The sequence below is a fragment of the Sulfitobacter sp. SK025 genome (assembly GCF_003352105.1).
Taxonomy (GTDB): domain Bacteria; phylum Pseudomonadota; class Alphaproteobacteria; order Rhodobacterales; family Rhodobacteraceae; genus Sulfitobacter; species Sulfitobacter pontiacus.
The window spans coordinates 287,486-313,860 of record NZ_CP025809.1; the positions used below are offsets into that span (position 1 = coordinate 287,486).

Consider the following 26,375-nt stretch of genomic DNA (forward strand, 5'->3'; position numbering starts at 1 on the left):
GTCATTCCTCTTTACTTCCTGAGCTGATCGAAGGGCCAGACCATCAGATAGTCCCTGATATTGCCGTAGAGCTTTCCAAGCCCCAAAGGTTCGATCAGAAGAATTACGACAATCAGCGCGCCATAGACGGCGTTCGGGATATGGGCGAGCGTTTCGACGTTGATCTGCATTCCAAGCGACTGGCTCGCCGTCGAAAATAGCCCGTTCACCACACCCGGCACGAGCAGGATCAGGGCAACGCCGAAGTAGGACCCGATGATACTTCCCAGCCCGCCGACGATCACCATCGCCAGCACCTGGATTGAAACTGTCACCGAAAACTGTTCCGGCGCGGCGAGGAAGAAGAATGTCGCAACCAGCAAGGCACCACTGACGCCCGCAATAAAGGACGACGTCGCGAAGGCGAGGATCTTGTAGTAGAAACTGTTCACCCCCAGGATCGCGGCGGCGAAGTCCTTTTCACGTACGGCGACCAACGCCCGCCCCAGTCCGGTACGTTTCAGATTCAGCATAAAGATCGTCACCAGTACGCACCAGCCGAAGGCGACATAGTAATAGCCCGCGTCAGAGGTGATCTCCTGCCCGAGCAGTGCCAGTGTCGGAGATTGCAGCGATGCGTGGGAGCCCCCCGTAATCGCGGGTGAGTGAGTCAGCACCCAGTCCATGACGAACTGCATCGCCAGCGTCGTAAGCGCAAGATAGAGACCTTTGACCCGCAATGCAGCGAAGGCGAACAGGCTGCCGATCACCGACGATGACAACCCGCCGATGATGAGCGCGAATTCCCAAGGGATGCCGAACCGCACCGCATGGATCGCGGAATACGCACCCACAGCCATGACCGCAGCATACCCCAGATGAAGCTGTCCGGCCCACCCCGTCACAAGGTTCAGCCCAAGCGCGGCGGCCGTCCAGATCAGCCATGGGAGCATGTAACTGTTCAGATAGAGCGACGGAACGATGAACGGTGCCGCAAGTCCGAACAGGAAGACGAACATGGCCAGGTTCCGGTCAGCAGGTATCTTGAATACACGGCTGTCCGAGACATAATTGGCATGATGGACACCGGAAAGTCGGAAAAACATCCCTTACACCCTTTCAATTTCGTGACGACCGAACAGTCCATGCGGACGGATCATCACTGTAAGTATGAGCACGGCGGCGACGATGAGTTCCCGGCTTCCGCCTCCGACAAGCGGATCGAGGAAGTCGGCGCCCACATTTTCCAGGATACCGAGGATGATGCCGGCGATCACGGCACCCAGAATGCTGTCGAGGCCACCCAGAACAGCCACCGTCAGACCTTTGAGCAGCAACAACGACAGCGCCTGGTCCACGCCCTGAATCTCGCCCCAGATGACGCCTGCGGCCACGGCCACCACCGAAGCAAGGGCCCAGGAGAGTCCGACGCCGCGCTCGACTGAAATCCCGACCGACCACGACGCCATGTAATCATCCGCGATCGCCCGCAATTTGATGCCCGTGCGGCTGCGGAAAAACACCATGAAACCGACAAAGAGTGCGATCGCGACCCCGGCGCCGACAAGGTGGATCCGACTGATGAAAAGATCGCCCAGAAACAGCGGTTCATAGCTGACCCCCAGTTCCATCGACCGGGACGTCCCGCCCCAGATCGCAAGCGTTGTGCCCCGCAGGAAAATATCGAGACCCAGCGTCAGCATCAGGATCATAATGACCGGGCGACCGGCGAGCCGGCGCAGCGCGACACGCTCGATGCCGAATCCCAGGCCGAACATGATCACCGCAGCAAGCGGGATCGCGAGCCAGAGCGGCAGACCCGCATCATGTGAAAGAGCGAGAACCACATAAGCCCCGACCATTGTCAGCCCGCCCTGTGCCAGGTTGGGCACCGAGGACGCCTTGTAAATCAGCACGAGGCCGATGGCGAAAAGCGAATATAGCAGACCCGTCAAGGCGCCGTTTATCGCAAGCTCTGCTAGAAAGACCCAATCCATTCATACCTCCCTGATGGGAAGGCTCTTTTCGACCTTCCCTACTTCTCCGGTCTCGTAAGTCACCTGGGCGCTTACATGGACCTCTTTTGAACCGTCGTAGAGTGCCGCGACAACGTCGGCATAGCGTTCCTGAACGACCTTGCGGCGCAGTTTGCGCGTTCGCGTGATTTCGCCATCGTCCGGGTCGAATTCCTTCGGCAGGCTGACAAAGCGTTGCAGACGCAAAGGCTCGGTGAGAGCCTTGTTCACCCGCAGAAACGCCTCGTGCAGCAGCTTGGCCACCTCGTCGCGCTGCGACAGGTCGGCATAGGATACATACGGCACACCGTTCACCTCTGCCCAGTGTCCGACCGCCTCGAAATCTACGCAGACCATCGCCGTCAGTTCATCCAGTCCGGCACCAAGAACTGCCGCATCCTTGATGTAAGGGCTGAACTTCAGCCGGTTCTCGATATAGTTCGGCACATAGCGTTCCCCCCCGGCTGTGTGCATGACTTCCGACACACGGCCCAGAACCACGAGATGACCATCGTCCTCAATGTAGCCGGCGTCACCAGTATGCAGCCACCCGTCCTCGAGGGCTTCAGCAGTCGCTTCGGGTTTGTTGAAATAGCCTTCGAACACACTGTCTGAACGCATCAGGATTTCCCCATCGTCCGCGATCTTCAGCTCAACGCCCGGCGCGGGTTTGCCAACGGTATGAAGGCGTACCTCTCCTGGCGCCTGTATCGCGTTGATCGCGCTGTTTTCGGTCTGGCCATAGAGCTGGCGAAGCTTGATCCCGAGGGCGCGATAGAAAACAAAAGTATCTTCGCCGATTGCCTCGCCGCCGGTGAACGCATTCTTCAGGCGGCTCATCCCGAACTGGTCCTTGATCGGACCAAAGACAAGCGCCTCGCCCAGGAACCGTCCCAAAGGCTCCAACGCGCCGCCACTCTTACCGTTCAGCTTGCGCGTCTCGGCAGCAACCGCCCGGTCCATGAAGAAATGGTACAGCCATTTCTTGAACGGAGTCGAATTTTCCATGCCGACCTGGATCGTTGTCAGCATCTGGTCCCAACTTCTTGGTGCCGCCAAATAGAAGGTAGGTGCGATTTCCCGCATATCGCGCACGACCGTTTCCTGCCGCTCCGGCACGTTCACGGTAAATCGCCAAAGCAACGCCGCCCCGACAGTAATAGCAAAGTCACCCACCCAGGCCATCGGCAGATAGGCGAGGATTTCCTCGTTCTCGTCGAAGGCGCCCGCAGCATGGCCATTCCTCGCCGCCGCTAGAACGTTCTTCTGGCTCAGCACGATACCTTTCGGTTTGCCGGTCGTTCCGGAAGAGTGCATGAAAATCGCCGGGTCTTCGGGCTTCGCCCTGTTCAGAATGGCCTCGCGGCGGCCCGCATCCCCGTCAAGTTCGCGTTGACCGATCTCGATCAGGTGATCCCATGACATAAGACCGTCATCTTCATATGTTCCCAGCCCGCGCGTTTCGTCGTAAATGACGTGGGCAATGCCGCTCGCACTTGCGCTGCGCAATTCGAGAATTTTGTCGACCTGTTCCTGATCTTCTGCGAAGGCCGCAACGATTTCGACTTCGCCGAGGAAATGCTGAAGTTCTTCGAGCGTAGCACCCGGATAGGCCGGCATCGCGTAAGCCCCGAGCAGCGAGATCGCAAGCATGCCCTGATATAGACGTGCACGGTTGTCACCAAGTATCAAAACGGCCTTGCCCGGCGCTACGCCGACCACTTCGAGACCGGCCGCGCAGGCCAGAACCTCGTCCACGTAGTCGGCCCAGGTGCTTTCTCTCCAGATGCCGCGCTCTTTCTCGCGGACCACGATATCCGATCCATGGTTTGCCGCGTTCCGCGCCAGCAGCTTTCCAAATGTCTCGTTGGCGGAATTTTGCAATGTCGTCCCCTCAGCCATGCGAACCTCCAACATATGCTTCAATGACCCTTGGGTCTTTTACGACTTCTCTCGGTATGCCGCTGGCGATCATTTCACCGTAGTTCAACGCGAGCATACGGTCGCAAATGCCGATGATGACGTCCATATGGTGCTCGATCAGCAGAACGCTGACGCCCCGTTCGGCCCGCGCATCCAGAATGAAACGGGACATATACCCTTTTTCTTCCTGGTTCATGCCAGCCATCGGTTCGTCGAGAATCAGCATCTTCGGTTCCGCGACCAGTGCGCGCGCAAGCTCGACCCGCTTTTTAAGTCCGATGGGCAGACCATCGACCAGTTCGTGCCGAATACTCTCCAATTGAAGAAATTCGATCACCTCTTCGACGATCTTGCGGTTCTCGATTTCTTCCCGCTGTGCGGCCCACCAATAAAGCGCCGTGCGGATGACCCCCGGCTTCATGTGAATGTGTCGCCCGAGCAGAATGTTATCCAGAACGCTCATCCCGTTGAACAGGGCAAGGTTCTGGAATGTTCTGGCAACCCCGAGCGTTGCGACCTTGTGTGGCGCGGTGCCCGTGATGTCTTTACCTCCCAGCCGGACAGTCCCGACGTTGGGAGGGTAGAAACCCGTGATCGCGTTGGTAAGTGTTGTCTTGCCGCTGCCATTCGGACCGACAAGTCCAAAGATTTCTTTGGGTTGAATGATAAGATCGACACCTGTGACGGCGACGATACCGCCAAACCGCCGCTCGATCCCGCGACATTCCAGTATTGCCCCATCACCGGTACCGGCATCTGTTGTTCTTTGCGTCATCATCTGGATCCTGTTGTCCCTCGCTAGGTTCGGTCTTGGTATCAGGAAATCCGGAAATAATCCGGTCTCCCTGTTGGCCAGGGATCACCCCACATTTGTTGCCCGCCGTCGATGTTAAGAACTTCTCCGGTCACGAATTTCCCGGAATTGGCCGCCAGATAGACTACGCCTTCTGCAACATCCCATTCATCCCCGGCGTGGCGCATCGGATTGGAATCCTGAAAAGTTGCCGCGCCTTCAGCGGGATAGTTTCCGAAACCGGTACTTTCGCAACAGCCGGGCGCCACGCAGTTCACGCGGATATCATGCGGCGCCCATTCCACGGCGACTGATTTGGACAGGTATACCACACCTGCCCGGGCCGCACAGGTATGCGCGATGCCGGGCATCCCGCGCCAGATGTCGGCCACGATGTTCACAATTGAACCCGATTGCTTTTGCGCAACCCAATGCCGCGCCGTGGATTGCATCATCCACCAGGTGCCATTGAGATTGGTATCTATGACAGCGTTCCAGCCCTTCGGAGAAAAATCCAGAGCGGCTTGCGGAAACTGCCCTCCCGCGTTGTTGACCAGAACGTCGATCGACCCGAATTCCTGATTGACCGCAGCTACGAAATCTTCGACCTGTTCGGGGTCACGGATCGTCATCGGCATGGCAAAGACCTTGGCACCCAGACTTTCGAGAAATTCCTTGGCCGACGCCAGTTTCTCCTCGTTACGTCCATTTATCGCAAGATTTGCTCCGAGCTTGGCAAACAGGGCCGCAATGGCTAAACCCAATCCACCGCCCGCACCGGTGACAACAACAGTCTTGGCTTCGAATAGATCGCGTGCAAACACGGTCGAGCGTGCTGACAGGTCTTCTCGCGAAGACCCAAACTGCGTCTCATTCATGACGCTTCCTCCCTTTTCCCCCATTCGGGGTTATTCGGATAATCTAACGCGTGTTAGAAAATAATCAAGCTAAGAATTTCGCCTACTTCCGCAACTCGTTTTCTTCGAGTAAGTTATTAAAAATTCAAACATTTTCCTCCCGTTGACAACGAATTCACTTGCGTCGTCACTGGTACGGTGCGGAACAAGAGGGTTTCTCTCGTCAGCCGTTTGGCGTGGTATACCTTGGCGTTTCCGAATCTCCTAACGGTGATCTGTGATGCCGTGGTCGCCTCTACGAGGTGTAGAACGAGATTAAACCGTCTTCTTGTCGGCAACCTGCGCCGTCGAAATCCGGACTTTCAACACATGCACGGCGTGTCGACCGCCCCTGCCACGCCGCGGCGGTCTTGAACTTGGACGTATTCGAAACAGGCTTTTTGTGTTCTCCGATCATCGGTTCCAAGGTGCGCGCAGGTTGCGCATCGGTGCCAAACCTCACAACAGGATTACCGAGACCCAGCCGAGACCGGCCCGCAATTCCGCGATTGCCTGCATTATGACGGTCGCCTCGGCAATCCCAGACCTGCGTCATCTACCTGTTCCTGCGTGCCGATCCCAAGGCACCCACCGTCAGTCATCGCCCCCGTACAGATCATGAGAAAACCCACCGTTGCGATCGCGCTCTAATCAATAGTCGCCGTCGAACCGGGTACACCTCCACAGGATCTGGTCGCGTAATTCCCTCCGCTCATCCGTCAAAGGAAATGTCACGGAGTGTTTCTCGTGCCGTCCAGTCCTATGATCCCCGCCTCGTAAAGGGCCGTGATCTGTTTGTCGTCAAACCCAAGCTCGCACAGAATGCTGCGCGTGTCGGCACCAGGCGCGCGTCCCAGCCACCGAAGCGCGCCCGGTGTGGCGCTGAGATGCGGGACCGGGCCGATAACCTTGGTCGGCTCACCCTCGACCGATACAATGTCGCCACGATGGCGGATTTGCGCGTTCGTTGTAATATCTTCGACGCTCAGCACCCGCGAGGCCACCGCATCATGACGCGCGAATTCCGTTTCAACTTCGGCAAGTGTGTGCTGCGTGACAAAATCATTGATGGCGTCGAAAACCACGGTCATGTGGTGTGACATCTCGGCAAGGGTCGCGAACCGCGGGTCATCGGCCAAGGCGTCACCGCCGACGGCGCGCAGCAGCCGTTGCGCGGTCTCCGCGCTTCCTGCGGAAACGGTCAGCCATACCCCATCGGATGTGCGGAACATACCCCCCGGCGCAAAGTCCATCGGCTGGCGCAGCCCGTTGCGTCGCGGCGAATGATCAGCGCCCGTCAGGGCAGGAACGGGATAATCCATCAACCGAAGCAAGGCTTCGAACACTGCAAGATCGACGACCTGACCGCGTGCGGTTCCCTGTTCGCGGGCAAGCAGTGCGATCATGATCCCCAATGCGCCCATCAGCCCCGTCGTGCTATCTGCCGCCGGAAACCCGGGATGCATCGGCGGCCCGTCGGTGAAACCGGTCAGATGCGCCAGACCGCTCATGGCCTCAGCCGCACGGCCAAAAGCAGGTACATCCCGCATCGGGCCGTCCTGTCCGTAGCCGGACACGCGCAGAATAACCAGATCCGGGTTCCACCCATGCAGTATTTCCGGCCCGATGGCCGCACGCTCAAGTACGCCTGGTCGAAAATTCTCGACAAGGACATCGGCACCTTCAACCAGCTTGCGCAGAATGCCCCGGCCTTCGTCCGACTTCCAATCCAGACCCAGAGTCTGCTTGTTGCGGCCCAGTGTCTTCCACCAAACACCAACCCCGTCCTTGGCCTTGGGTCCGAGGTCACGCATCATGTCCGTTCGGTTCGGTGCTTCGACTTTGATGACATCCGCACCGAAATCAGAAAGCAAGGCAGCTGAAAGTGGGCCGGCGATGACATGGCCGAGTTCGATAATTCTGAGGTTGTGTAGGGGTCCGGACATTGGCTCTCTTCGCTAATATTCTAACACGCGTTAGATTATTAGCGAAAGGAATGTGAGTTCTCAAGGCATGACATAAGGAAACTGGATTGGTGTATCCAGGCACACGGCGTCAGACAAAAAGGTGACGCGCGCCACAAAGCAGCGCGCGTCAATGGACCATTCGTTCGGCCAGGCCAGTCCGTGGTCAGGCTAGTCCATGAAGCGAAAATGGCAATTCGCGCACAATCGTGCCGGTTGCCCGGCGTACGGCATTGGCCACGGCGGGCCCAACGGGCGGTGTGCCCGGCTCGCCGATGCCGGTAGGGGCCTCGGTCGACTGAACGATATGGACATCCACCTGCGGCATGTCGCTGATCCGCAGTGGTGTGTAATCGTAGAAGTTCGACTGGTTTACCTCACCCTCGGTCAGGGTGATCTCCTCGCGCAGGATCGCGGAAAGACCGTAGCCCAGTCCCCCCTGGACCTGCGCTTCGATGTTCGAGGGGTTGATCGGCACGCCGCAGTCGACACCGCAGGTCACGCGCTCGACCTTTACGGTGCCGTCTTCGCGGATGCGAACATCCGCAACCTCGGCGACATAAGAGCCAAAACTCTTGTGCACCGCGATGCCCCGTGTGAGGCCATCCGGTACCGTGCCGGCCTTGTCAATCGCCAATTCCAACACCCCCCGCGCGCGCGGATCGGTAAGATAGCGCAAGCGAAATTCCACAGGATCGGCACCGGCCGCTTCCGCCAGTTCGTCCATCATCGTTTCGACCACATACGCGGTGTGGGTGTGCCCGACCGAGCGCCACCAAAGAACCGGCACGCCAACTTCCGGATGGTGGATATCGACCGACCATCCCGGAATGGTGTAGGCCGAATGCTCCCCGAGGCCCTCGACCGAAGAGGCATCGACACCATCCCGAACCATGAACTGTTCGAACGCGGTTCCGATGGCGATACCTTGCCCCACCACGCGTTGTTCCCACGACGTGATATTGCCGTCGGCGTCAAGACCGGCGCGCACACGGTGCATGTGCATCGGACGGTAATAACCGCCGCGCACGTCGTCTTCGCGGGTCCAGACCAGTTTGATCGGCCGGGCATCCCCGTGCGCTTCGAGCCACGCCTTCGCGATCATTGCGGCCTCGGCCACATAGTGGCTGTCGTAGATCGCACGGCGCCCGAAAGATCCGCCGCCCCAGAGGGTCTCGATTGAAACCGAACCCGGATCAATGCCAAGCACCTGCGCACCTATGTTCTGGTCCAGAGTCTGGATCTGCGATCCAGTCCAGAACGTGGCTTCGGTGCCGTCAAAACGAACGGTAACGTCGATTGGCTCCATCGGCGTGTGCGCGAGGTAAGGGAAAGAGTAGTCCGCTTCGATCACCTGTTCAGTGTCGGCCTGCGATACGACGGCGCTGTGGAATGCGATACCTTCCTCATCCAGCAGCGCGGTGTATTCGGCCCGCAGCTCTTCGGTTCCCCGGTTTTCGGCCTGCGAAAAATCCCATTCCGCTGACAGCGCGTCGCGGGCCTGAATGGCCTGCCATGTCGACTCGGCGATCACCGTCGCCCGATCAGGCAACTGAATCACGTCGATCACGCCGGGCATGGCCCGCGCCTCTGTGGCGTCTAGACCGGCCAGTACGCCGCCGAAACGCGGACTGCGCAAGCTGACGGCGTAGACGAGCCCTTCCATGGCCACGTCCATCCCGTACATGTTGGTTGCACCCTGGGATTTGCGAACCACGTCAACGCGTGGGAAGGACTTGCCGATATAGACCCATTGATCAGGCGTCTTGAGCGTGACGCTTTCGGGGACGCTCTGCCCTGCGGCAGTCTCGGCCATGTCGCCAAGGCTGGCTGACTGTGATCCGTCAGTGATCTGACCGCCCGCGATGCTGATGCCAGCGGGATCGACGCCCCAGGTCTGTGCCGCTGCTGCGATCAACATCGAGCGTGCAGTGGCTCCGGCCTCGCGGTACTGTTGCCAGGAATTGGCCATCGCGGTTGACCCGCCCGTGCCCTGCACGCCCATCAGAGTATTTGCATAGAGATCGGTATTGGCGGGCGCGAACTCTGTCGTGACCTGTGCCGAATCCGCATCAAGTTCGTCCGCGACCAGCATGGCGAGACCCGTGGCTGTTCCCTGCCCCTTGTCGAGGTGTTTGACGATCACCACCACGGTGTTGTCGGGGCGAATGTGAACGAACGGCGTGGCAAGCCCGTCGACGCCGCCCTGCGCTGCGGCTGACACGGGCCGAAGGGCGGCACCCAACATCAGGCCGCCCGTGGCTCCGGCAGACAGTTTCAAAAAGCCCCTGCGCGTGAGCGCGGGCGTCGGCATGGTCTGTGCAATAAATCTGTTGAGCATCTTAACCCTCCATAATCTCGGATGCGCGATGGATCGCTTTGCGAATCCGTGCGTAGGTGGCACAACGGCACAGGTTTCCGTCCATTGCCGCGTCGATATCGTCGTCGGTTGGTTTGGGCGTGTCCCGCAATAGCGTCGTCGCCGACAGGATCTGGCCTGACTGGCAGTAGCCACATTGCGGCACCTCCAGCTCCACCCAGGCTGTGCGGATCGCCTCGGTCGTGGCGTCTTGCGCACCCTCGATCGTCGTCACCGTGGCCCCGTCCAGGTCTCCCACGAAGGTCTGGCACGAGCGTACGGGCGCCCCGTCCACATGCACCGTACACGCCCCACAGGACGCGACTCCGCAGCCGAATTTGGTGCCTGTCAGGCCCAGTTCATCGCGCAGGGCCCACAACAGCGGCGTATCCCCGGCCGCCGCGATCTCGCGCGGTTCGCCATTCAAAGTAAGTTTGATCATTTTCTCGGTTCTCCTTTTTTCTCAGCCAAGGTCCGGCGCAGTGGCCACGAACGCTTCGTCATTACTTAATCTGTCCCACCAGTCCTGCATGCCCTCGAGGGACAAGATCGCGGCGCCATCCTCTGTCATCGTCGCATACGCAATGAGCGGCCCGAGCAGGTAGTCGGCGAAACCGGGCGCGTCACCGGAAAAAAATGGCGCATCTTTCTTGTTGTCCAGAACAAGCCTGATCAGTTTTCTGGCCTGATCCAGATTGGACTGCCTCATTTCTTCGTTTTTTCCGCCGACCACATCGGGGAACAGGTGATACGCCACAAAACCAATGATCGCGTCGTAGCCGTAATTGGTGATCAGCGCAGCGTTCTCGTCCGCCTTCGCGCGTTCTTTTGCATCCTTGGGAAACATCGGTGGTTCAGGGTCGCGCGCTTCGAGGTACCGTACGATTGCATCGGTTTCACGCAGACGCATTCCGTCGATATCGAGAACCGGCACCTTGCCGAACGGGTGGCGTTCAAGATGATCGGGTTCTTGCGTTTCGCCTTCCAGGACGTTGACCGGCACCTGGTTGTAAGAAATGCTCTTACGCGCCAGCACGCATCGCACCGTGCGCACGAAGGTCGATCCGTTAAAGCCGAAGAGAGTTGTTTCTGTCATCTGGTCCTCGTTGTTGTCATTTGATGGAATGCGGGAGCGCCGCCTGCGGTGCTGGATCACCGGATATGTTCGCAAGGTCCGCCGCTAGGAGATCGACAAGATCGCGCACGGCGGTGCGCAGCGCCTCGGCCGCACCCGGCCCAAGCCGGTCACCGATCCGGCCGGACAAGGCGACCGGCACCTCCGCCGCGCGGGTCCGCAGGGCGACACCGTCCGGCGTCAGGTGCACCATGACGTGTCGTTCGTCGGCCCGGTCGCGCGTCCGGGTCAGCAGGCCGAGTTTCTCCATCCGCTTTAACATCGGGGTCATCGTACCGCTGTCGATATGAAGACGCCGTGCCAGGCCACCGACATGAATCGGCCCCTCTTCCCAAATGTCGCGTTGCCCTTTAATCTGAGACGGGACGCGTTTGGCGGCAATTTTTGCCCTTAATTGTGAGATGAGGCTGTCATGAGGCCGACGCTTTTCGCGCGCCTTTGCGCGATGTGATCAACCGCGGCAAGCAATCGAGGCTCCTTCTCGAAGGCGCGCAAGAGAGCAACCCTTGCATAGTCGTCGATGCTTTTGCTGACGATGGCTGCCTTAGCCAAGGGCTGAGATCGAGCGGCGGCGATTGCGGCGAGGCAGAACAGCCTAACTTCCGATCTGGGGTTCTGGACAGCGAACGACGGATCCCCGCGGAAGGTTTTGAGTGACATGGCAAATGTGACTGCGCGCATTGCGCGCCGAAGTTGCTTGGGGCCGCGCGAGCGCGCGGCGCACTCAAGCATCTCTGCCCCGCGGCGCGCTCGGTATATCAGTTTTCCAGATATTTGTTCCTCACGGAGTTTGCCAAGGGTCTGCACAAGTCTCGTCCCGCAAACTTGGCAGTCAAATGCCCAGGCCCGCCTCCAATGCCTGAGCGAAAGACCCTCTCTGGCGCATTGCATGCAATGCTGGAATGGCATCTGAGCCGTCAGCGAGGCTTCTCGTGGCGTCATTGCCGGAAAGGTCAAAGATCGAACAACATCTGGGTTAACCCGTGCGGCGTTGGCAATCTTCGCCGCCGCAGCCGCGTCGACGTTGAAGTCCAAGGCGGTGCCATGCGCGGTATCGATTCTGAGATGAGCCAGTAGTTCCGCATCATCACAGTAGTTGGCCGCCGCCAGCCGAGACAACCAACCTGACAACAACTCGTCTGGCAGCGGCGCGACAGTCTTGGGCAGCGGGTGCGGCTTCACACCCGGGACTTCTGGAGCCGCCGATGGGGGTTCGCATGGCGCGACCAAACCGGCGTCCATTTTGCGATTGCGTCATCGGTGATGCATTCCTCGCCTGTGATAATGGCGTCGATGGAAAGATCCTTGACCAGAGCGAAGATGCGCGAGGTCACCCCACCGGTCAGTGCCAAGACCTGCTTGAGAGATTTGACCTTCAGGTTTGTCAATGAGCGTTTAAAAGTGACCCGGTTTCAGCGTTTGATTTTGACCCGCCTATTGGGTGCCAAAGCCCCCAGGCGGACCGCCCTCATATAGCGAGTCCGTCTGGGGGCTTTGCTTGCGATGCGGCTATTTTTCTCTGCGACTTTTGCTCTGAGCGAAGCGATATGACGTGTTGCCCGTTTCGATGATGGCACAGTGGTGCGTGACGCGATCCAAGAGCGCAGTTGTCATCTTGGCATCACCGAAGACAGCGACCCATTCCCCGAACTCCAAGTTGGTGGTGATGATGACGCTGGTTTTCTCGTAGAGCTTGCTGATCAGGTGGAACAGCAACGCGCCGCCGGATTTCGGGAACGGGATGTAGCCCAACTCGTCGATGATGACGCAATCCAGAGCCGACAGCTGCCGGATGATCTTCCCGGCATTGCCGTCGGCCTGTTCCTTGATCAGAGCATTGATCAGATCGACCGCGTTGAAGAAGCGGACCTTCTTGCCGTTGTTGATCAATGTGGTTCCAAGCGCGATGGCGATGTGAGTTTTGCCTGTCCCGGTTCCGCCGACCAGGATAAGGTTGTGCGCCTCTTCAGTGAACTGACCCGAGCAGAAGGGTTCGATCTGGGCCTTACTCACAGCGGCCGCGCCGTAATCGAAGGTGGCGAAGTCCTTATGATGGGGGAACTTCGCGATGCGCATTTGATACTGGATGGAACGCACCCGCCGCTCTACGGTTTCCGCGTCGATCAGTTGCTTTATCGCTGTGGTCAGACTTGGTGGCTTGCGCGCGGACAGCAAATCATGGGCGCAAGCTGCCATTCCATGCAGCCTCAAGGCGGTCAGTTGGTCGATGAGAGCGTTCATGCGGCAGCCTCCTCGGCCGAGCAGAGCGCCTCATAGCGCTTGCAGTCGGCCTCGGGCCGCACGGTCAGCTGCGGATAGACATTGCCCTCATTCAACGGCGTGATGATTGGCTCCACCAACTGGTTGATCAGATTAGTGATGGCAGGAAGGCGCAACGTGTTTTGTTCAACTGCCAATTCGCAGGCCGTCTCCACCACCTCGATTCCGTGGTCCTGGGCCAGTAGAAGCAGATCGACGAACTCCCGGTCCCCGCCTTTGCCAGCCATGTAATGCTCCCTGATCCGATGCATGGCCTCAGGCAGTTGCCAGTCCACAAAAGGGGCGCCGTCGCGCAGAGCGCCGGGCTTGCGATCCAGTAGAGGAACATAATGCCAAGGTTCAAAGTAGCTGACGTTGCGGGTGAAGCGACGCTTGTGCTCGGCAATAACGTCCTGGCCTGACACCAGCACGATCCGGCTCGCATAGGCGCGCAAGGAGACATGCTGGCCTGCAAACCGGGAAGGCACGCTATAGCGATTGCTGGCATATTGAACCAGGCAGGTGGAACGGACCCGCACCGTCTTTTCCACATAACCATCAAAAGCCCGCCCCAGGGGGCGCAGCTCGGCGCGCTCATCTTCAAAAACCTCCGCAATCGTGCGGGACGATTGTTCAGTGTGGGCGCGGCTTGCCAATTCCTCGCAGCGCAGACGCAACCAGTTGTTCAGCCCATCCAGATCATCAAAAGCTGGCATGGGAACAAACAATCGGCCTCGTAAAAAATGGACCTGGTTCTCCACCTGACCTTTCTCCCAACCCGACGCGGGGGTGCAGGCAACCGGCTCCATTACATAGTGGTTCATCAATGCCAGGAACCGAGGATGGAACACTCGGTCCTTCGAGCGGGAGACATAGGTCACCATCGTTTTGGGATTGTCGATGATCACCCGTCGCGGAACCCCGACGTAGAAGGACAGCGCCCGTACAAAGGCATCCAACACCATTTCTTGGCTCTCGCCGGGATAGGCTACGACAAAAGGTTTGCGACTATGGCACAGGCGGAAGTGAGCAACCTTTACCTTCTGCTCGACACCACCGAGAACCACGCGCTCTTCACTCCAGTCAAACTGGAGCGCATCACCAGCAGCAAAATGCAGGGGGATAAACGCCTCTCCCGATCCAGCATCGGCACGTTTGAGGTCTCGGATAAATCGCTGAACCGGAGAATAGGACCCAGTATACCCTTCCGAGACGAGCTGTTCGTAAAGCTTCGTGGCCGTCCGCCGCTCCCGGCGCGGGCGCTTGTGATCCTGCTCGAAAAGCTCTTGGAGCCGCGCGTCAAATCCATCGCACAGCTTATGCCGGGCCGGTGGCGCTTGCCGCTGATAGCTCGGTGGACTGTCGTCCTTCAGATACTTCTTCACCGTGTTCCGCGACAAACCGGTTGCCCGCGCCACAGATCGGATGCTGCGACCCTCAACCAATATCCAACGACGGATCTTCGATACACTTTCCATCAATATCACCTGCTCATTCCTCCGCGCTATCCAGCGCGGATGCTAACGTGGCAGGTGGGTCAATTTTACTCGCTCATAACCCACCCAAGTGGGTCAATTTCGCATGCCGATTCACATTCAGGTTGGACTTCTTTTCCAGTGGCATGGCAGCAATAAGGGTCTGGATCATGTCCGAGAACTCGGCATCGTCGCGCCAGTTTGGCAGATGATGTTCGTCCAGCCGTCGGGCAAGCTGGATATCACCGCGAATAGCATCGACGGCCTCGCTGACCCCAAGGCAGACCAGTGACACCTCGAGTTCATTGCTGAGATACCGCAGGACATTGAGAAATCGGCGCTGTTCGCGGTGGGTCCCGGCCAAGAGATTGTGGACCTCGTCGATCATGATCATCCGCAGGCCAAGGTCGCGTAAGAGCGCGATGACACGGACTTCGAGGGAAGCCACATTTTGAGCGCGGGCGCTAAGAGCCGTCGCCGGGGCGCCGACGGCGGCCAGGATGTGCAGGTAAAACCGCCGTTCATCAGGTGCGGGCGGCGCTTGCAACAGCAGAAGCGGTGTGCGGGTGATGCCCGACGCCGGATCGTATTCTGGTGCGTACTTGCGCGACAGGTTTCGGGCAATCATCGTCTTTCCGATCCCGGAGGCGCCATGCACAAGAAGCCCAGGCATACGGGTTTGTCGTGGCGCTTCGATCATGCCCTGCAAGCGGTCCAACACCTGTTCCGCCCGAGGAAAGCCGATCCAGATATCCGATTGAATGAGGGCGATCCGGCCGTCTTCTTCAGTTGTCCCTGCCCTCAATTCACCATCTCTCCACCTTGAACAATGGGCGCGATGTATCACCCGTATCGATCGGGCGCAGCCCTTCGGTTGTCGAGACGGCCGAGTTCGTGCCCTTCAATGTCCCTTTTCTTTCACGGGTTCTGCGTTCGGCCTTCGTCAGGCCCCGGCTTTCAGCTTCGATCTGGCGTTGCTGTCGGATCAGCTCAGCCAGCACCAGCTCATTAGACCCGGACTTGCCAAGGGCACGGGCCTTCCTCATCGCTTCGCGATATTCCCAGAGCGAGACGGGCGGAATTTCCAGGTTTCTGTACCGCGCCTCAACATACCGGCCATCGTCCAGTTCGACCCAGATCATTGAGATATCGCGAGGATCGTAGCGAACGACCACCTTTCCATCCCCGCGCCCAATGTGGCCTGCAAGGGCATCGGACCAGTACCTTATCTGGAACAGATGGATGCCGTCACGCCTGATCTTGCGCAGTTCACTCGGCAGGAAGCTCACCTGAAAGGCTTCCATCTCGAAGGGGATGTCGCCTGTCATTTGCTCTGAGAGCGCCTCCCATTTGGCAACGGGCGTGCAGCCAAGACTTGAATGAATGCTGTTGTTGTAACGGCAGATTTCCAGAGCAAACCAGCGATCGAATTCGCTCAACGTCATCGTGGCCTTGCTTTCGGCGTCATAGTCGCCCTTTGCCGCGATCGAGGATTGCGTTGTTCCCGGCAACAGGTGAACGGCCCCCATCATGGTGCCGATCAACCGTTCGATGTGACCACCGAAGTGAGGACTTGCTGGCGGTCGATAGACCAGATCGATCCCCCAATCCGCACAGGCCGACCGAAAGGCGCGCGACCGGAAATCGCGACCGTTATCGACGTGGATGCTGTGCGGTTTGCCCTGTGCCGGCCAAGGAACATCGCACGCCAATTCCGCAAGAAGTTCCTCCTTGAGGGCCACCGCCTGTGTCAGGCAAAGCGCCACTGACAGACGCGAAGGTGCCTCGAGAGAGGTGTAATATCCGGTCACCATCCGCGTTGCGACGTCGATCGCCAGCGTGACCCAAGGCCGCCCAATTGGTTTGCGTTCAAAGCCGTCGACAAGAATGATGTCCGCCGGTGTATGATCAATTTGGACGATCTCCAGTGGCATACTGGCCTTGTTCTCACCTGTGACCGGCGCAAATTTCTGGCGGGCCGCCTTTGCGCCCTCTCGTGCCTTCGCAACTTCGCGGGCATCCATCGCATCCAGACGACGCTGAACCGTTCGCCGTGTCGGCGGTTGCAAGCCCTCCTGCCAGCAAGCGCTGCGGATTTCTGTCACGACGCGCGACAAGCTCGAACGCTCCCGGCGCAAGAAATAGCGGCGAAGGTGCTCCTCGATTACCGCTTCGACTTTGCTGGATATTAACATCGTCCCGGTCGGGCGGCCCCGTTTCCGCGGAGCCAGAGCGCTGGTGCGCCCACCCTCTTCCGCCAACCGTTTTATCCAACGCCAGACCGTCGCCCTGCTGACACCAAGCTCCCAAACGGCGTCATTGATGCCACGTTCCAGGCTGCCAGTCCCATTGAGATATGCCTGAACAAGAGGGCGCAGCACCGCGGCCCTGCGCGCCTCTTCAGCACCAACAGCAACGCAGTCTTCGCCATCATCATTCATCGATATTTGCCGCACATGTCTGTGAACCCTGTCTCAGGTTTAAGGGCAAGAATATCGGAATTAAAGGCAAAATCTCATATTTAAGGGCAAAGGACAGCCGTTGATTTCGTTGGATTTCTCATCTCACAATTATGGGCTACGCGACATCCGCCAACGACCTCTCATACCCCGGGATCGGATGCGGGTTGCACGATTTTCGTCAAACTCTGGCAGTTCGACACGGATGACCGCACCCAGTTTCACAAAGATATGGAAGCAGAGCTTGGCGCGCCCGAAAATGGTGTGGCGACCGCTATCCTGCACCGCGATATGCGCGAGACAGTGACGTTCTCCAGTTTGGAGGCGGGCGCGACCATGACATTGGATGCAACAGGCGGCGCCGAGGTATTGGTCATCAGCGGGACCGCAACGGTGAATGGAGAAGCCCTGAGACAAAACGCTTGGCTGCGTCTGCCTGATGGCAGTGCCTTGACAGCCACAGCTGGGGCTGAGGGCGCAACGCTTTGGATGAAAACAGGGCATCTGCCCTATGCCAAAGCGCCGCAGGTTTGACGAAAACGGGCCGAACCACTGCGCACAGGGAAATCTGAACGATGCAAACGCAGACCCTTATCATCGGTGGCGGGCTTTCAGGTCTGGCGCTCGCCGCGCGGCTATCGGCCGAGGAGCAAGATTTTCTGCTTGTCGAAGCCCGCGAAAGATGGGGCGGACGTATCCTGAGCGAGCAGTGCAATGCGGGCGCCTTTGATCTTGGCCCCTCGTGGTTCTGGCCCGGCCAACCCCGTATCGCGGCGCTGATCGATCGTCTTGGGCTCACACGGTTTGAGCAGTTTTATCAAGGCGAACTTTTGTACGAAGACGAACGTGGCCATGTCCAGCGCGGGCGCGGCTTTGCGTCGATGCAAGGCTCATGGCGGTTGCAAGGCGGTCTCGCAGCCTTCATCGACAAGCTGTTGCTTGAAATTCCGTCAGACAAACGCATCTGCGCCACGCCAATCAACGCGCTGCGAAAAAAGAGCGATGGCGTCGCCGCCCAAACGGTCGCGGGTGCGCAGATCATGGCAAAAAAGGTCGTTCTGGCCTTGCCACCGCGCATTGCAGCGCAGTTTTCCTATAAGCCTGTGCTGCCCACAGACGCCCTGACTGCGATGGAGGGTATTGCGACCTGGATGGCAGGACAGGCCAAAGTCGTTACTGTGTTTGACCGCCCTTTCTGGCGTGATAATGGCCTGTCGGGCGATGCGATGAGCAGGGTTGGCCCGATGGTTGAATGTCACGATGCCAGCCCGTCTGAGGGTGGTCCCTATGCCATCTTCGGCTTCATCGGGATCCCGCCAGATTTGAGGCGCGACACCGCGGCCCTGCGCGAGCAGGTGCGCATGCAATTGGTGCGGCTCTTTGGCCCCGAAGCACAAAATCAAAAGCGTCTATACATCAAGGACTGGGCTGTAGACCCATTCACAGCGACTTATCTTGACCAGCGGACCGTTTATGCCCACCCCGATTATGGTTTGCCGCGCGCTTTGTCCGGTCTTTGGGACAATGCGCTCATCTTTGCCGGCACCGAAGTGGCCCCCACGTTTGGCGGCTTTCTTGAAGGCGCGCTTGAGGCGGCGGATCAAGCCTACACTGCTCTCACGACAGGCTAACTGCGGTAGGCGCGCCCGTGCGCCAGCCTGACTTTAGGCGGGTGCCGCAGCACCGGACGTAGCGCTGTCTTTCTTCGGCGGTCTGATCCGGAAAAACAGCGCATACAGCACGGGCACTGCGATCAAAGTCAGAATCGAAGCGAACGCGAGGCCGCCCATAATTGTCACCGCCATTGACGCAAAAAATGCATCCGGCAGCAGCGGGATCATGCCGAAAATCGTTGTCCCGGCGGCGAGAATAACGGGTCGCAAACGGCTAACAGATCCGTCAACAACCGCCTGATAGTCCGGCACCCCGTCGGCACGCTGAAGATCGATCTCTTCAACCAGAACAATCGCGTTCTTCATCAACATCCCCGACAGTGACAGGAACCCAAGCAATGCTGTGAAAGTGAAGGGCAAGCCCGTGAACAGCAGCCCCAAGACCATGCCCGTCACTGACATCGGGACGACGAGCCACAGGATCAGGGGTTGCCGGACTTTGTTGAACATCAATATCGAAATCGTCAGCATAACAAGGAAGCCCAAGGGGAGCTGCTTGCCAAGACTTGCCTGCGCATCTCCGGCGCTTTCGAATTCGCCGCCCCACTCCATCATGTAACCCTCAGGCAGCGGAATGGCTTCGATATCCGACCGGACACTTCGGAAGGCTTCGTCCGCAGTCAGATCGCTGCGAGAACCGCCAAGCGCAGTGATTGTGCGCTCCCGGTCCCGCCTGTGAATGAGCGCCTCGACAAGGCGTGTCTCGAAACGGTCCACGAGGTTAGCCATGGGAACGTAGGACCCTGCCCCGTCGGACCACACCGACAGGTCCTGAAGGCGGTCAATGCCGTCGCGCTCACGCTCAGGGAGGCGCGCAGGCCCTCCGCCCGCCAGTCCGGTGGATAGTAATATAGAACATGGCGACCGTCGGTGATGCCGATCGGCCCGCCGAACAAGCCGAATACCGCCTCGCTCCGTCCCGGACGGGTCGGATCGGCGAGGACCTCGGCCAGGTCTGTCGCGCGCGCCTCGTCCGGTGGCTTCACGCCATGCAAACCGAGCAACGTGGGCATCAGGTCCGCCGTCTGTGTCAGTGCATCGGTTCGCTTTCCGGCTGCCTGCGGATGCCGGGGGTCGTGGATCATCAGAGGTATATGACTGACTTCCTCGTAGTAGGGCATCCGGCACTTGCCCCACCAGTCGTGCTCGGACAGCAGGAAGCCGTGATCCGTGCCGAGGATCAGCGCGGTGTCTTTCCACATTCCATGTGCGTCGAGATAGTCGAGCAAACGGCCGAAATAGTCGTCGCACATCGCGACCAAGGCGGCATAGTTTGCCCGGATCGTCTTGATGTCCTCGGGGCTGTCGAGCACACGCTCGTAGTGAGGCCAGTCGAGAATGCGACGCGTCGTTTCAACATAGGCGTTCTGGAAGCGGTCCGGTGCATGGAAGGGTTCGTGCGGATCGAAGCATTCCAGCATGAGAAGCCAATCGTCGGCCTGCCTGTTGCGGTCGAGGAAATCGAATGCGGAGGCAAAACACCTGGGTCCGGGGAAGTCCTCTTCGCTGCGAAGTTCCTCGCGGTTTATCATGGCCTGAAAGCGCTTGCTGTCTCGGGTCATCGGGTAGTGACGCTCGTCGAACTTTTCGCGAAAGCGTTCGACTGGGGGCTGAACCATCGCGACACAGGGGTCGTATTCCTGCCCGCGGATGAAATCCCAGGACGAGAAACGTGTATGAAATCCGGATCCACCATCTTCGAAGTAGTGCAGATGATCACTGACGAGATGCGTGTAGATGCCATGCGATTTCAGGCTTTGTGCGAAAGAATTGTCAAATGGTTCCAGCGGCCCCCAGCTTCTGTGGGTAAAGTTCAGCCGCCCGGTGTGCATATCCCGCCGTGCAGGCATGCAAGGCAGCGACCCGACATAATGACGGTCGAATGTCATCGCACGTTTGGCAAATCTGTCGAAATTCGGTGTCCGGACAGAGGTTCCATGGTAGGCGCCAATAGCGCTGCGATTCAGGCTGTCGAAAAGAACAAAAATCGTACGCATGTTTCCCCCCTCCCGAAAGGCACAGAAACACGCACGACAGATAAAGAATAATATATACTTTCCGCTCAAAGATCAGCAGAATTTATCTATGACGGCGCCCTCAGCAATAGCAGTCCTGAGCCGAAGAACGATGCAGTTTCTCGCAATCTTCGAGACCGGCAACGTACACCGGGCAGCCGAACAGTTGGGTATTTCGCAGCCCGCGCTCAGTATGAGCCTCAAGCAATTCGAGGATGAACTCGGCGTTCCGCTCTTCCGGAGATTGCCGCGCGGAGTGGTGCCGACTGAAGCTGGCGAAATTCTTTATCGCTATGCGGCCAGTGCCCGGCATTCGGCACGCCTTGCAACAGAAGAAATAGCGGCGCTCGCCTCCGGCACAGTCAGCAAGCTCCGCTTGGGTGCCGGCGTCGCTTGGACGACGACTGTCCTGCCATCCGTGCTCAGCGATCTTCATACGCGCTACCCGGGGATGTTGATCGACGTTGTCACCGGCGTCGGGGATCAGCTTGCGGCTCTCTTCCTGGCCGGAGAAATAGACGTACTCCTGGCTGCTGGGTCGATGAGCGAGCTCGATGCGCCTGACATAAAAAGGGAGTTTGTGGTCAACCTCGCAATGCGTGCAGTGGCGGATCCAGACAATGAGCTGGCGCGGCGTGACAGAGTTGATCCGGCCGATCTCGTGACTGTCGAATGGGCCGGCTTTTACGAAGATGAAGGCTTCCTTCACCTTGTGCAACACTACATGGCCGAACGCGGACTGGGCGCACCGAAAATTGCGCTCAGAACGAATTCGGCTGCGGCTCTCACTTCGCTTGTCAAACGCACGAATGTAAGCGTTGCCTGGACAGCACCTTCCCAGTTTTCGCCTGAGCTGCGACTCCGTTTCTGACGGATATTGGGCGGGAGTTTCGCGATGGCGACTACGGTAGAGTTTCTCAGGGACTACGGGGTGGAGATACGGGCCAATGGCCAGAAGCGGTGGCCCAATGAGGTCAAAGCACGGATCGTGGCTGAGAGTTTGCAGCCGGGCGTGAGCGTGAATGCAGTTGCGGCGCGGTATGGGCTTCGGGCGAACCATTTATCGGAATGGCGGAGTCAAGCACGCGATGGCCGGTTGGTTTTGCCTGCGGGCGATGACGACGCCTTTAGTTTTGCGCCACTCGTAGTCTCGGATGGTGGCGGCGGTGCGCATATGTCGGCCGTTGCGGGGCGGTCCGCGAAGCCTGACGAGTCATCCCATACCTCCATCGAGATTGGGATTGGTCGTGTGACAGTCCGGCTCGATGGCACGACCAGTTCGTCCCGGGTTGCCGAGATCGTGCGGGCAATCGAGGGTCAGCCATGATGTTCCCATCAAACCGTGTGCGGGTTCTGGTCTCGACGCAGCCTGTGGACTTCAGGAAAGGTCATGATGGTCTGGCGTCGATCGTGTCGTCGGTGCTGCGCAAGGATCCGTTCACCGGCACGGTTTTTGTGTTCCGCTCGCGCCGGGCGGATCGGCTGAAGCTTTTGTATTGGGACGGCACCGGATTGGTGATGGCTTATAAGCGGCTGGAAGAAGCGACCTTCACCTGGCCGGCGATCAAGGACGGGATGATGGCGCTGAACCACGCCCAGTTCGAGGCCCTGTTTGCCGGTCTGGACTGGCGCAAGGTCAAGGCTCTGGAGATGCGCCCACCTGCTGCGGCAGAGTGAATCAACCGCTGTCTTTTGTGTGTTTTTAATGGGGTTTTATCGTATCCTGATGGCATGATCACGACACCCGCCATTGACCTATCCACCATCCCTGCTGCGCAGCGTGCGGCGGTTTTGGCGTTGATGGAAAAGGTAGCGGCGCTTACGGAAATCACCCAACGGCAAGAGCACCTGATTGCGGAGCTGAACCATGCCCTACATGGCAAACGGTCGGAAAAGCTGACCGAGGATGAGCGGCAGCTGGCGTTCGAGGATCTGTCCATCGCCCTGGCTGAGGTCGAGGTGCAGAAGGACCAACTGGCCGCTCAGACAGGTGACAAGACGACAACCAAATCTGCGCCAAAGCGCACCATCGGCAATCTACCGGCCGCACTGCCGCGCATCGAAGAAGTCATCGAACCTGACAGCCTGAGCTGCCCTTGCGGCTGCGGCGTTATGCACAAGATCGGGGAAGACCGCAGTGAGCGGCTGGACATCGTGCCGGCGCAGTTGCGCGTCATTGTCACCGTCCGCCCGAAATACGCCTGCCGGACCTGCACCGACGGCGTGACCCAGGCTCCCGCACCATCGCATCTGATCATAGGTGCCCTGCCGACCGAGGCCACCATCGCCCATGTGCTGGTCAGCAAGTATGCGGATCATCTGCCATTATACCGCCAAAGCCAGATCCTGGCGCGTGCGGGTCTTGATCTGCACCGCGCTGTGCTGGCGGACTGGGTCGGCAAGGCGGCCTTCCACCTCAAGCCCGTCGTCGACCGGCTGGCCGAACACCTGAAACGATCCGACAAACTGTTCATGGACGAAACCACGGCCCCGGTGCTGGATCCGGGGCGCGGTAAAACCAAAACTGGCTATCTCTGGGCACTGGCCCGCGATGACCGACCATGGGGCGGTGAAGATCCGCCCGGTGTGGTTTACTTCTATGCCCCCGGTCGGGCGGGCGCGAATGCCGAAACCTTCCTGACAGGCTTCGACGGCATCCTGCAGATCGACGGCTATCAGGGCTATAATCGGCTGACCAAACCCACGCGCAAGGGCGGTGCCCCCATTCGGGTGGCCCATTGCTGGGCGCATGCGCGCCGCAAGCTGAAGGAAGTCTTTGACCGAGATGGCTCAGAGATCGCCGCCGAAGGCCTGCGCCGCATCGCCGAAATCTATACCGTCGAAGCTGATGGGGTGGATGGCTCCTGCTTCAACCGGCGTCGCAATGCGCCATAATGCAGGTGTCAAAATCTGCTTTGAGAGGAGCCACCCCATGCAAGTTACCACAATCGGCGTTGACCTGGCCAAGAACGTTTTCCAAGTCCATGGTATCGCAGAGAACGAGGTTGTGTTGTTCAACAAGCCCCTGAGACGGGCACAGTTTCTGCCGTTCTTTGCTAAGTTGGCCCCCTGCCTGATCGGCATGGAGTCTTGCAGCAGCGCCCATCATTGGGCCCGCGAATTGACGGCCTTAGGCCACGAGGTGCGTTTGATCCCACCGATGTATGTGAAGCCCTACGTCAAACGTGGGAAATCTGATGCCATTGATGCGGAGGCAATCTGCGAAGCGGTGACACGTCCAACCATGCGTTTTGTGGCGATTAAAACGGTTGAGCAACAAGCCCTGCTGTCGCTGCATCGGGCGCGCGACCTTTTGGTTCGTCAAAGAACGCAGTTGATCAACGGCTTGCGAGGACTGGTTGCCGAGTTCGGCATCTACATCCCCAGAGGACTGGCCCGCGTGATTGGGTTTGCTGAGGATATCACACTGGGTGAAGTGCTCGATTTGCCAGACATCGCCAATGAGGTGATCCGCAACCTGTCAGAACAGTTGATGGCATTGCATAAACGGATCCGATGGTATGAAGAGCGCCTCAAGCAAGTGGCTAAAGAAGATGCGCGTGTCCGTTTGTTACGCACGATACCCGGCGTCGGCGCGGTGACGGCTTCTGCGATCATCGCCAGCATCGGCGACGGGCACCAGTTCCGCAATGGCCGGGAGTTCGCCGCCTGGCTGGGCTTGACGCCTGCAAATAAATCCAGCGGAGGCAAGGAAAAGCTGGGGCGGATCACCAAGATGGGCGACCAGTATTTACGCTCTTTGCTTGTCGTCGGCATGACATCACTGGTCCGACAAACACGGTCCCACCCCGAACGTGCCAGCAAGTGGTTAACGTCGCTGCTCGAACGCAAACCCGCCCGTGTCGCAACTGTCGCCATGGCCAATAAGACCGCCCGGATCGTCTGGGCTGTCCTAACCCGCGACGAACCCTACAGCCCCCGTGCGGCAGTCTGAGAAGAAAGGAACAACGAGTTAGCAAGACCTGCGAGATGATGGTGCATAAGTCTGCCGCCAAAACCAAGACACTCCGCCGAATGTCCCGGGCGTCATAGCCCGCTAAGCTGTAAGGAACTTGGTTTGCGGAACCCATCAGGGCCAGCGGTCAAAACCGCGCAAACAGGCCGGACACATGACTGCTTCTGACAAATGCACAAATCAAATCAAAAATGTCTTGCTATGCAGGAGCCATCCACACATGACATTCGTGGCATCTCCTCCGGCCAGCGATTGTCTGCCCGTCAGGCCCGCAGTGCCCCGCTGGTCGCAGCATTCGGTGAATGGCTGGAGGCTGAGCGCCGCAAGATCTCCACCAAATCCCGGCTGGGTGAAAAGCTGACTTACATCCACAATCACTGGGACGGACTGCAGACCTTCTTGGCCGATGGGCGCGTCGAGATCGACAACAACCGCGTCGAAAACCTGATCCGCCCCATCACCCTCAATCGGAAAAACGCCCTCTTCGCTGGGCATGACGAGGGTGGTATCGCCTGGGGCCGCATCGCCTCACTGATCGAGACCTGCAAGGTCAACAGCGTCGAGCCCTTCGCCTATCTCAAGGCAACCCTCACAGCGATCGCCAATGGTCACCCACAAAGCGGCATCGACGATCTGCTCCCGTGGAACTTCAAGACGTCAAGCTGACCCGACAGTGCCCTCCTGAGAACGCTTACGCACGAACCTCATCACGATCCTGATCTCTCCTTTGGCGGAGGCGGCGCAAGAATCCGGATTGGTAGAGCTTCAACTCTCGGAGAATCTCTGGGAGATGCCGGTCAATATCTACTACCGGAAAGTGGCGGCCGATCTTGGAGCCATTCGCGCTTTCTGCGAGCGGGTGCGGGAAGAGATTGTCACCATTTGAACCGGGCTCCGGATAACTTCCACCAGAGTCGAGACACAACCATTTGCGATTTTTAATTCGCCTGTATAACAGCCACAACATGCGCGATCAAAAAGATGGAGGCGGAGCGCCACAAGCTATCAATGCTTGCAGCCTGATTTAGCAACTTATGTGTCTATGTAATTGCCGTGCGAGCCTGGTCAGGCCGCTATTCCGACCGGAGACTGCCGGCGCGCGTATGTGACCTGAAACTGGAGGAAAACACGAGCAATTGCTCTCGGACCTGGGGAATAATCGCCGTGGGCCGCATCGGTGCGGCGCCGTGGTGTAACCAGACGCTGGCCGATCTATGGGCCGACATAATCAAGATCGAGCGCCCCGGGCTTTTCGGTGATGGGCCGCTCACATGAGGAATGAACAGAGTTGGCATAGGGGTCATGTAACGGCTACACACCGTATACCTGACTTCTGATCTGGCCGACACCGGGTGCGGCCGCTTTGGCCGCCCGTTTAGGTAAGATTTGAAGGGCGCGAGCTTTGAGACGAGGGCCAATTCCGCACGCGGCTTCGACCACGTGCCTCAGCAGAT

Annotated in this window: 23 protein-coding genes and 4 pseudogenes; 9 read left to right on the forward strand and 18 right to left on the reverse strand. The window is 58.7% G+C overall.

Annotation, left to right across the window (positions count from 1 at the left end; translation table 11 throughout):
• Positions 1-11: 11 nt before the first annotated feature.
• From C1J04_RS16285 to C1J04_RS16365, 16 genes are all read right to left on the reverse strand, one after another.
• Complete coding sequence (locus C1J04_RS16285) at positions 12-1,085, reverse strand: branched-chain amino acid ABC transporter permease (RefSeq protein ID WP_037931550.1); 1,074 nt, start codon at positions 1,083-1,085, stop codon at positions 12-14.
• 3 nt (positions 1,086-1,088) lie between these two features.
• Positions 1,089-1,976, reverse strand: a complete 888-nt coding sequence (locus C1J04_RS16290) for a branched-chain amino acid ABC transporter permease (protein WP_037931546.1) — start codon at positions 1,974-1,976, stop codon at positions 1,089-1,091.
• Positions 1,977-3,896, reverse strand: a complete 1,920-nt coding sequence (locus tag C1J04_RS16295; RefSeq protein ID WP_240790889.1) for an AMP-dependent synthetase/ligase — start codon at positions 3,894-3,896, stop codon at positions 1,977-1,979.
• On the reverse strand, positions 3,889-4,695 hold the full coding sequence (locus C1J04_RS16300) for an ABC transporter ATP-binding protein (protein ID WP_206338415.1): 807 nt from the start codon (positions 4,693-4,695) through the stop codon (positions 3,889-3,891). The genes C1J04_RS16295 and C1J04_RS16300 overlap by 8 nt, the downstream gene beginning before the upstream one ends.
• A 38-nt stretch (positions 4,696-4,733) precedes the next feature.
• Positions 4,734-5,588 carry an SDR family oxidoreductase gene (locus C1J04_RS16305; RefSeq protein ID WP_114865600.1) on the reverse strand — a complete coding sequence of 285 codons (855 nt, stop codon included), beginning with the start codon at positions 5,586-5,588 and terminating at the stop codon, positions 4,734-4,736.
• Between the two features lie 749 nt (positions 5,589-6,337).
• A complete protein-coding gene (locus C1J04_RS16315) occupies positions 6,338-7,552 on the reverse strand; it encodes a CaiB/BaiF CoA transferase family protein (RefSeq protein ID WP_114865602.1) in 1,215 nt (404 codons plus the stop codon).
• 184 nt (positions 7,553-7,736) lie between these two features.
• A complete protein-coding gene (locus C1J04_RS16320) occupies positions 7,737-9,911 on the reverse strand; it encodes a xanthine dehydrogenase family protein molybdopterin-binding subunit (protein ID WP_114865603.1) in 2,175 nt (724 codons plus the stop codon).
• Position 9,912: 1 nt separating this feature from the next.
• Positions 9,913-10,371: a (2Fe-2S)-binding protein gene (locus tag C1J04_RS16325; RefSeq protein WP_114865604.1), complete on the reverse strand. Its 459-nt coding sequence runs from the start codon at positions 10,369-10,371 to the stop codon at positions 9,913-9,915.
• Positions 10,372-10,392: 21 nt separating this feature from the next.
• Positions 10,393-11,025 (reverse strand): glutathione S-transferase family protein, encoded by a 633-nt coding sequence (locus tag C1J04_RS16330; protein ID WP_114865605.1) that lies wholly within the window; start codon positions 11,023-11,025, stop codon positions 10,393-10,395.
• Positions 11,026-11,041: 16 nt separating this feature from the next.
• Positions 11,042-11,467, reverse strand: a complete 426-nt coding sequence (locus C1J04_RS16335; RefSeq protein ID WP_114865606.1) for a MarR family winged helix-turn-helix transcriptional regulator — start codon at positions 11,465-11,467, stop codon at positions 11,042-11,044.
• Positions 11,455-12,246, reverse strand: coding sequence for a TniQ family protein (locus C1J04_RS16340; RefSeq protein WP_114865607.1), 792 nt, complete (start codon positions 12,244-12,246; stop codon positions 11,455-11,457). The genes C1J04_RS16335 and C1J04_RS16340 overlap by 13 nt, the downstream gene beginning before the upstream one ends.
• Positions 12,243-12,452 (reverse strand): hypothetical protein, encoded by a 210-nt coding sequence (locus C1J04_RS16345; RefSeq protein ID WP_254693863.1) that lies wholly within the window; start codon positions 12,450-12,452, stop codon positions 12,243-12,245. The genes C1J04_RS16340 and C1J04_RS16345 overlap by 4 nt, the downstream gene beginning before the upstream one ends.
• 121 nt (positions 12,453-12,573) lie before the next feature.
• Positions 12,574-13,305, reverse strand: a complete 732-nt coding sequence (istB, locus tag C1J04_RS16350; protein WP_108485421.1) for an IS21-like element helper ATPase IstB — start codon at positions 13,303-13,305, stop codon at positions 12,574-12,576.
• Positions 13,302-14,801 carry an IS21 family transposase gene (gene istA, locus C1J04_RS16355; protein WP_114865608.1) on the reverse strand — a complete coding sequence of 500 codons (1,500 nt, stop codon included), beginning with the start codon at positions 14,799-14,801 and terminating at the stop codon, positions 13,302-13,304. The genes istB and istA overlap by 4 nt, the downstream gene beginning before the upstream one ends.
• Before the next feature lie 73 nt (positions 14,802-14,874).
• Positions 14,875-15,603, reverse strand: a complete 729-nt coding sequence (locus tag C1J04_RS16360; protein WP_254693864.1) for a TniB family NTP-binding protein — start codon at positions 15,601-15,603, stop codon at positions 14,875-14,877.
• Between the two features lies 1 nt (position 15,604).
• Complete coding sequence (locus C1J04_RS16365) at positions 15,605-17,239, reverse strand: Mu transposase C-terminal domain-containing protein (RefSeq protein ID WP_028288640.1); 1,635 nt, start codon at positions 17,237-17,239, stop codon at positions 15,605-15,607.
• Between the two features lie 141 nt (positions 17,240-17,380).
• Here C1J04_RS16365 and C1J04_RS16370 point away from each other — a divergent pair.
• Together C1J04_RS16370 and C1J04_RS16375 are read left to right on the forward strand one after the other, a co-directional pair.
• Positions 17,381-17,791, forward strand: a pseudogene (locus C1J04_RS16370) (cupin domain-containing protein); the annotation flags it as partial.
• Positions 17,792-17,832: 41 nt separating this feature from the next.
• Positions 17,833-18,888, forward strand: a complete 1,056-nt coding sequence (locus tag C1J04_RS16375) for a flavin monoamine oxidase family protein (RefSeq protein WP_114865609.1) — start codon at positions 17,833-17,835, stop codon at positions 18,886-18,888.
• Positions 18,889-18,921: 33 nt separating this feature from the next.
• Here the strand turns inward: C1J04_RS16375 and C1J04_RS16380 are convergent, their stop codons facing one another.
• Positions 18,922-19,692, reverse strand: coding sequence for an efflux RND transporter permease subunit (locus tag C1J04_RS16380; protein ID WP_254693865.1), 771 nt, complete (start codon positions 19,690-19,692; stop codon positions 18,922-18,924).
• 56 nt (positions 19,693-19,748) lie between these two features.
• Positions 19,749-20,927 (reverse strand): annotated as a pseudogene (locus tag C1J04_RS16385) (sulfatase); the annotation flags it as partial.
• Between the two features lie 130 nt (positions 20,928-21,057).
• Here C1J04_RS16385 and C1J04_RS16390 point away from each other — a divergent pair.
• The 7 genes and pseudogenes from C1J04_RS16390 to C1J04_RS16425 all read left to right on the forward strand — a co-directional run bounded on the left by C1J04_RS16390 (position 21,058) and on the right by C1J04_RS16425 (position 26,196).
• Positions 21,058-21,816 carry a LysR family transcriptional regulator gene (locus tag C1J04_RS16390; protein ID WP_162797846.1) on the forward strand — a complete coding sequence of 253 codons (759 nt, stop codon included), beginning with the start codon at positions 21,058-21,060 and terminating at the stop codon, positions 21,814-21,816.
• Positions 21,817-21,840: 24 nt separating this feature from the next.
• Positions 21,841-22,272 carry an IS66-like element accessory protein TnpA gene (tnpA, locus tag C1J04_RS16395; protein ID WP_067629910.1) on the forward strand — a complete coding sequence of 144 codons (432 nt, stop codon included), beginning with the start codon at positions 21,841-21,843 and terminating at the stop codon, positions 22,270-22,272.
• Positions 22,269-22,622 carry an IS66 family insertion sequence element accessory protein TnpB gene (gene tnpB / locus C1J04_RS16400; protein WP_067629907.1) on the forward strand — a complete coding sequence of 118 codons (354 nt, stop codon included), beginning with the start codon at positions 22,269-22,271 and terminating at the stop codon, positions 22,620-22,622. Before tnpA ends, tnpB begins: the two co-directional genes overlap by 4 nt.
• Positions 22,623-22,676: 54 nt before the next feature.
• Positions 22,677-23,795, forward strand: a pseudogene (gene tnpC, locus C1J04_RS16405) (IS66 family transposase); the annotation flags it as partial.
• 82 nt (positions 23,796-23,877) lie between these two features.
• Positions 23,878-24,900 (forward strand): IS110 family transposase, encoded by a 1,023-nt coding sequence (locus tag C1J04_RS16410; protein ID WP_114865611.1) that lies wholly within the window; start codon positions 23,878-23,880, stop codon positions 24,898-24,900.
• 243 nt (positions 24,901-25,143) lie between these two features.
• A pseudogene (locus C1J04_RS16420) lies at positions 25,144-25,587 on the forward strand (IS66 family transposase); the annotation flags it as partial.
• 498 nt (positions 25,588-26,085) lie between these two features.
• Positions 26,086-26,196, forward strand: coding sequence for a CoA transferase (locus C1J04_RS16425; RefSeq protein ID WP_366142360.1), 111 nt, complete (start codon positions 26,086-26,088; stop codon positions 26,194-26,196).
• Positions 26,197-26,375 lie beyond the last annotated feature (179 nt).

Excerpts from the sequence above, each read along its gene's own strand:
- istA (WP_114865608.1), bottom strand. The coding sequence starts at position 14,801 with ATGGAAAGTGTATCGAAGATCCGTCGTTGGATATTGGTTGAGGGTCGC.
- tnpB (WP_067629907.1), top strand. The coding sequence starts at position 22,269 with ATGATGTTCCCATCAAACCGTGTGCGGGTTCTGGTCTCGACGCAGCCT.
- istB (WP_108485421.1), bottom strand. The coding sequence starts at position 13,305 with ATGAACGCTCTCATCGACCAACTGACCGCCTTGAGGCTGCATGGAATG.
- C1J04_RS16295 (WP_240790889.1), bottom strand. The coding sequence starts at position 3,896 with ATGGCTGAGGGGACGACATTGCAAAATTCCGCCAACGAGACATTTGGA.
- C1J04_RS16300 (WP_206338415.1), bottom strand. The coding sequence starts at position 4,695 with ATGATGACGCAAAGAACAACAGATGCCGGTACCGGTGATGGGGCAATA.
- C1J04_RS16375 (WP_114865609.1), top strand. The coding sequence starts at position 17,833 with ATGCAAACGCAGACCCTTATCATCGGTGGCGGGCTTTCAGGTCTGGCG.
- C1J04_RS16320 (WP_114865603.1), bottom strand. The coding sequence starts at position 9,911 with ATGCTCAACAGATTTATTGCACAGACCATGCCGACGCCCGCGCTCACG.
- C1J04_RS16390 (WP_162797846.1), top strand. The coding sequence starts at position 21,058 with ATGCAGTTTCTCGCAATCTTCGAGACCGGCAACGTACACCGGGCAGCC.
- C1J04_RS16325 (WP_114865604.1), bottom strand. The coding sequence starts at position 10,371 with ATGATCAAACTTACTTTGAATGGCGAACCGCGCGAGATCGCGGCGGCC.
- C1J04_RS16285 (WP_037931550.1), bottom strand. The coding sequence starts at position 1,085 with ATGTTTTTCCGACTTTCCGGTGTCCATCATGCCAATTATGTCTCGGAC.
- C1J04_RS16315 (WP_114865602.1), bottom strand. The coding sequence starts at position 7,552 with ATGTCCGGACCCCTACACAACCTCAGAATTATCGAACTCGGCCATGTC.
- C1J04_RS16305 (WP_114865600.1), bottom strand. The coding sequence starts at position 5,588 with ATGAATGAGACGCAGTTTGGGTCTTCGCGAGAAGACCTGTCAGCACGC.
- C1J04_RS16290 (WP_037931546.1), bottom strand. The coding sequence starts at position 1,976 with ATGGATTGGGTCTTTCTAGCAGAGCTTGCGATAAACGGCGCCTTGACG.
- C1J04_RS16330 (WP_114865605.1), bottom strand. The coding sequence starts at position 11,025 with ATGACAGAAACAACTCTCTTCGGCTTTAACGGATCGACCTTCGTGCGC.
- tnpA (WP_067629910.1), top strand. The coding sequence starts at position 21,841 with ATGGCGACTACGGTAGAGTTTCTCAGGGACTACGGGGTGGAGATACGG.
- C1J04_RS16410 (WP_114865611.1), top strand. The coding sequence starts at position 23,878 with ATGCAAGTTACCACAATCGGCGTTGACCTGGCCAAGAACGTTTTCCAA.
- C1J04_RS16365 (WP_028288640.1), bottom strand. The coding sequence starts at position 17,239 with ATGAATGATGATGGCGAAGACTGCGTTGCTGTTGGTGCTGAAGAGGCG.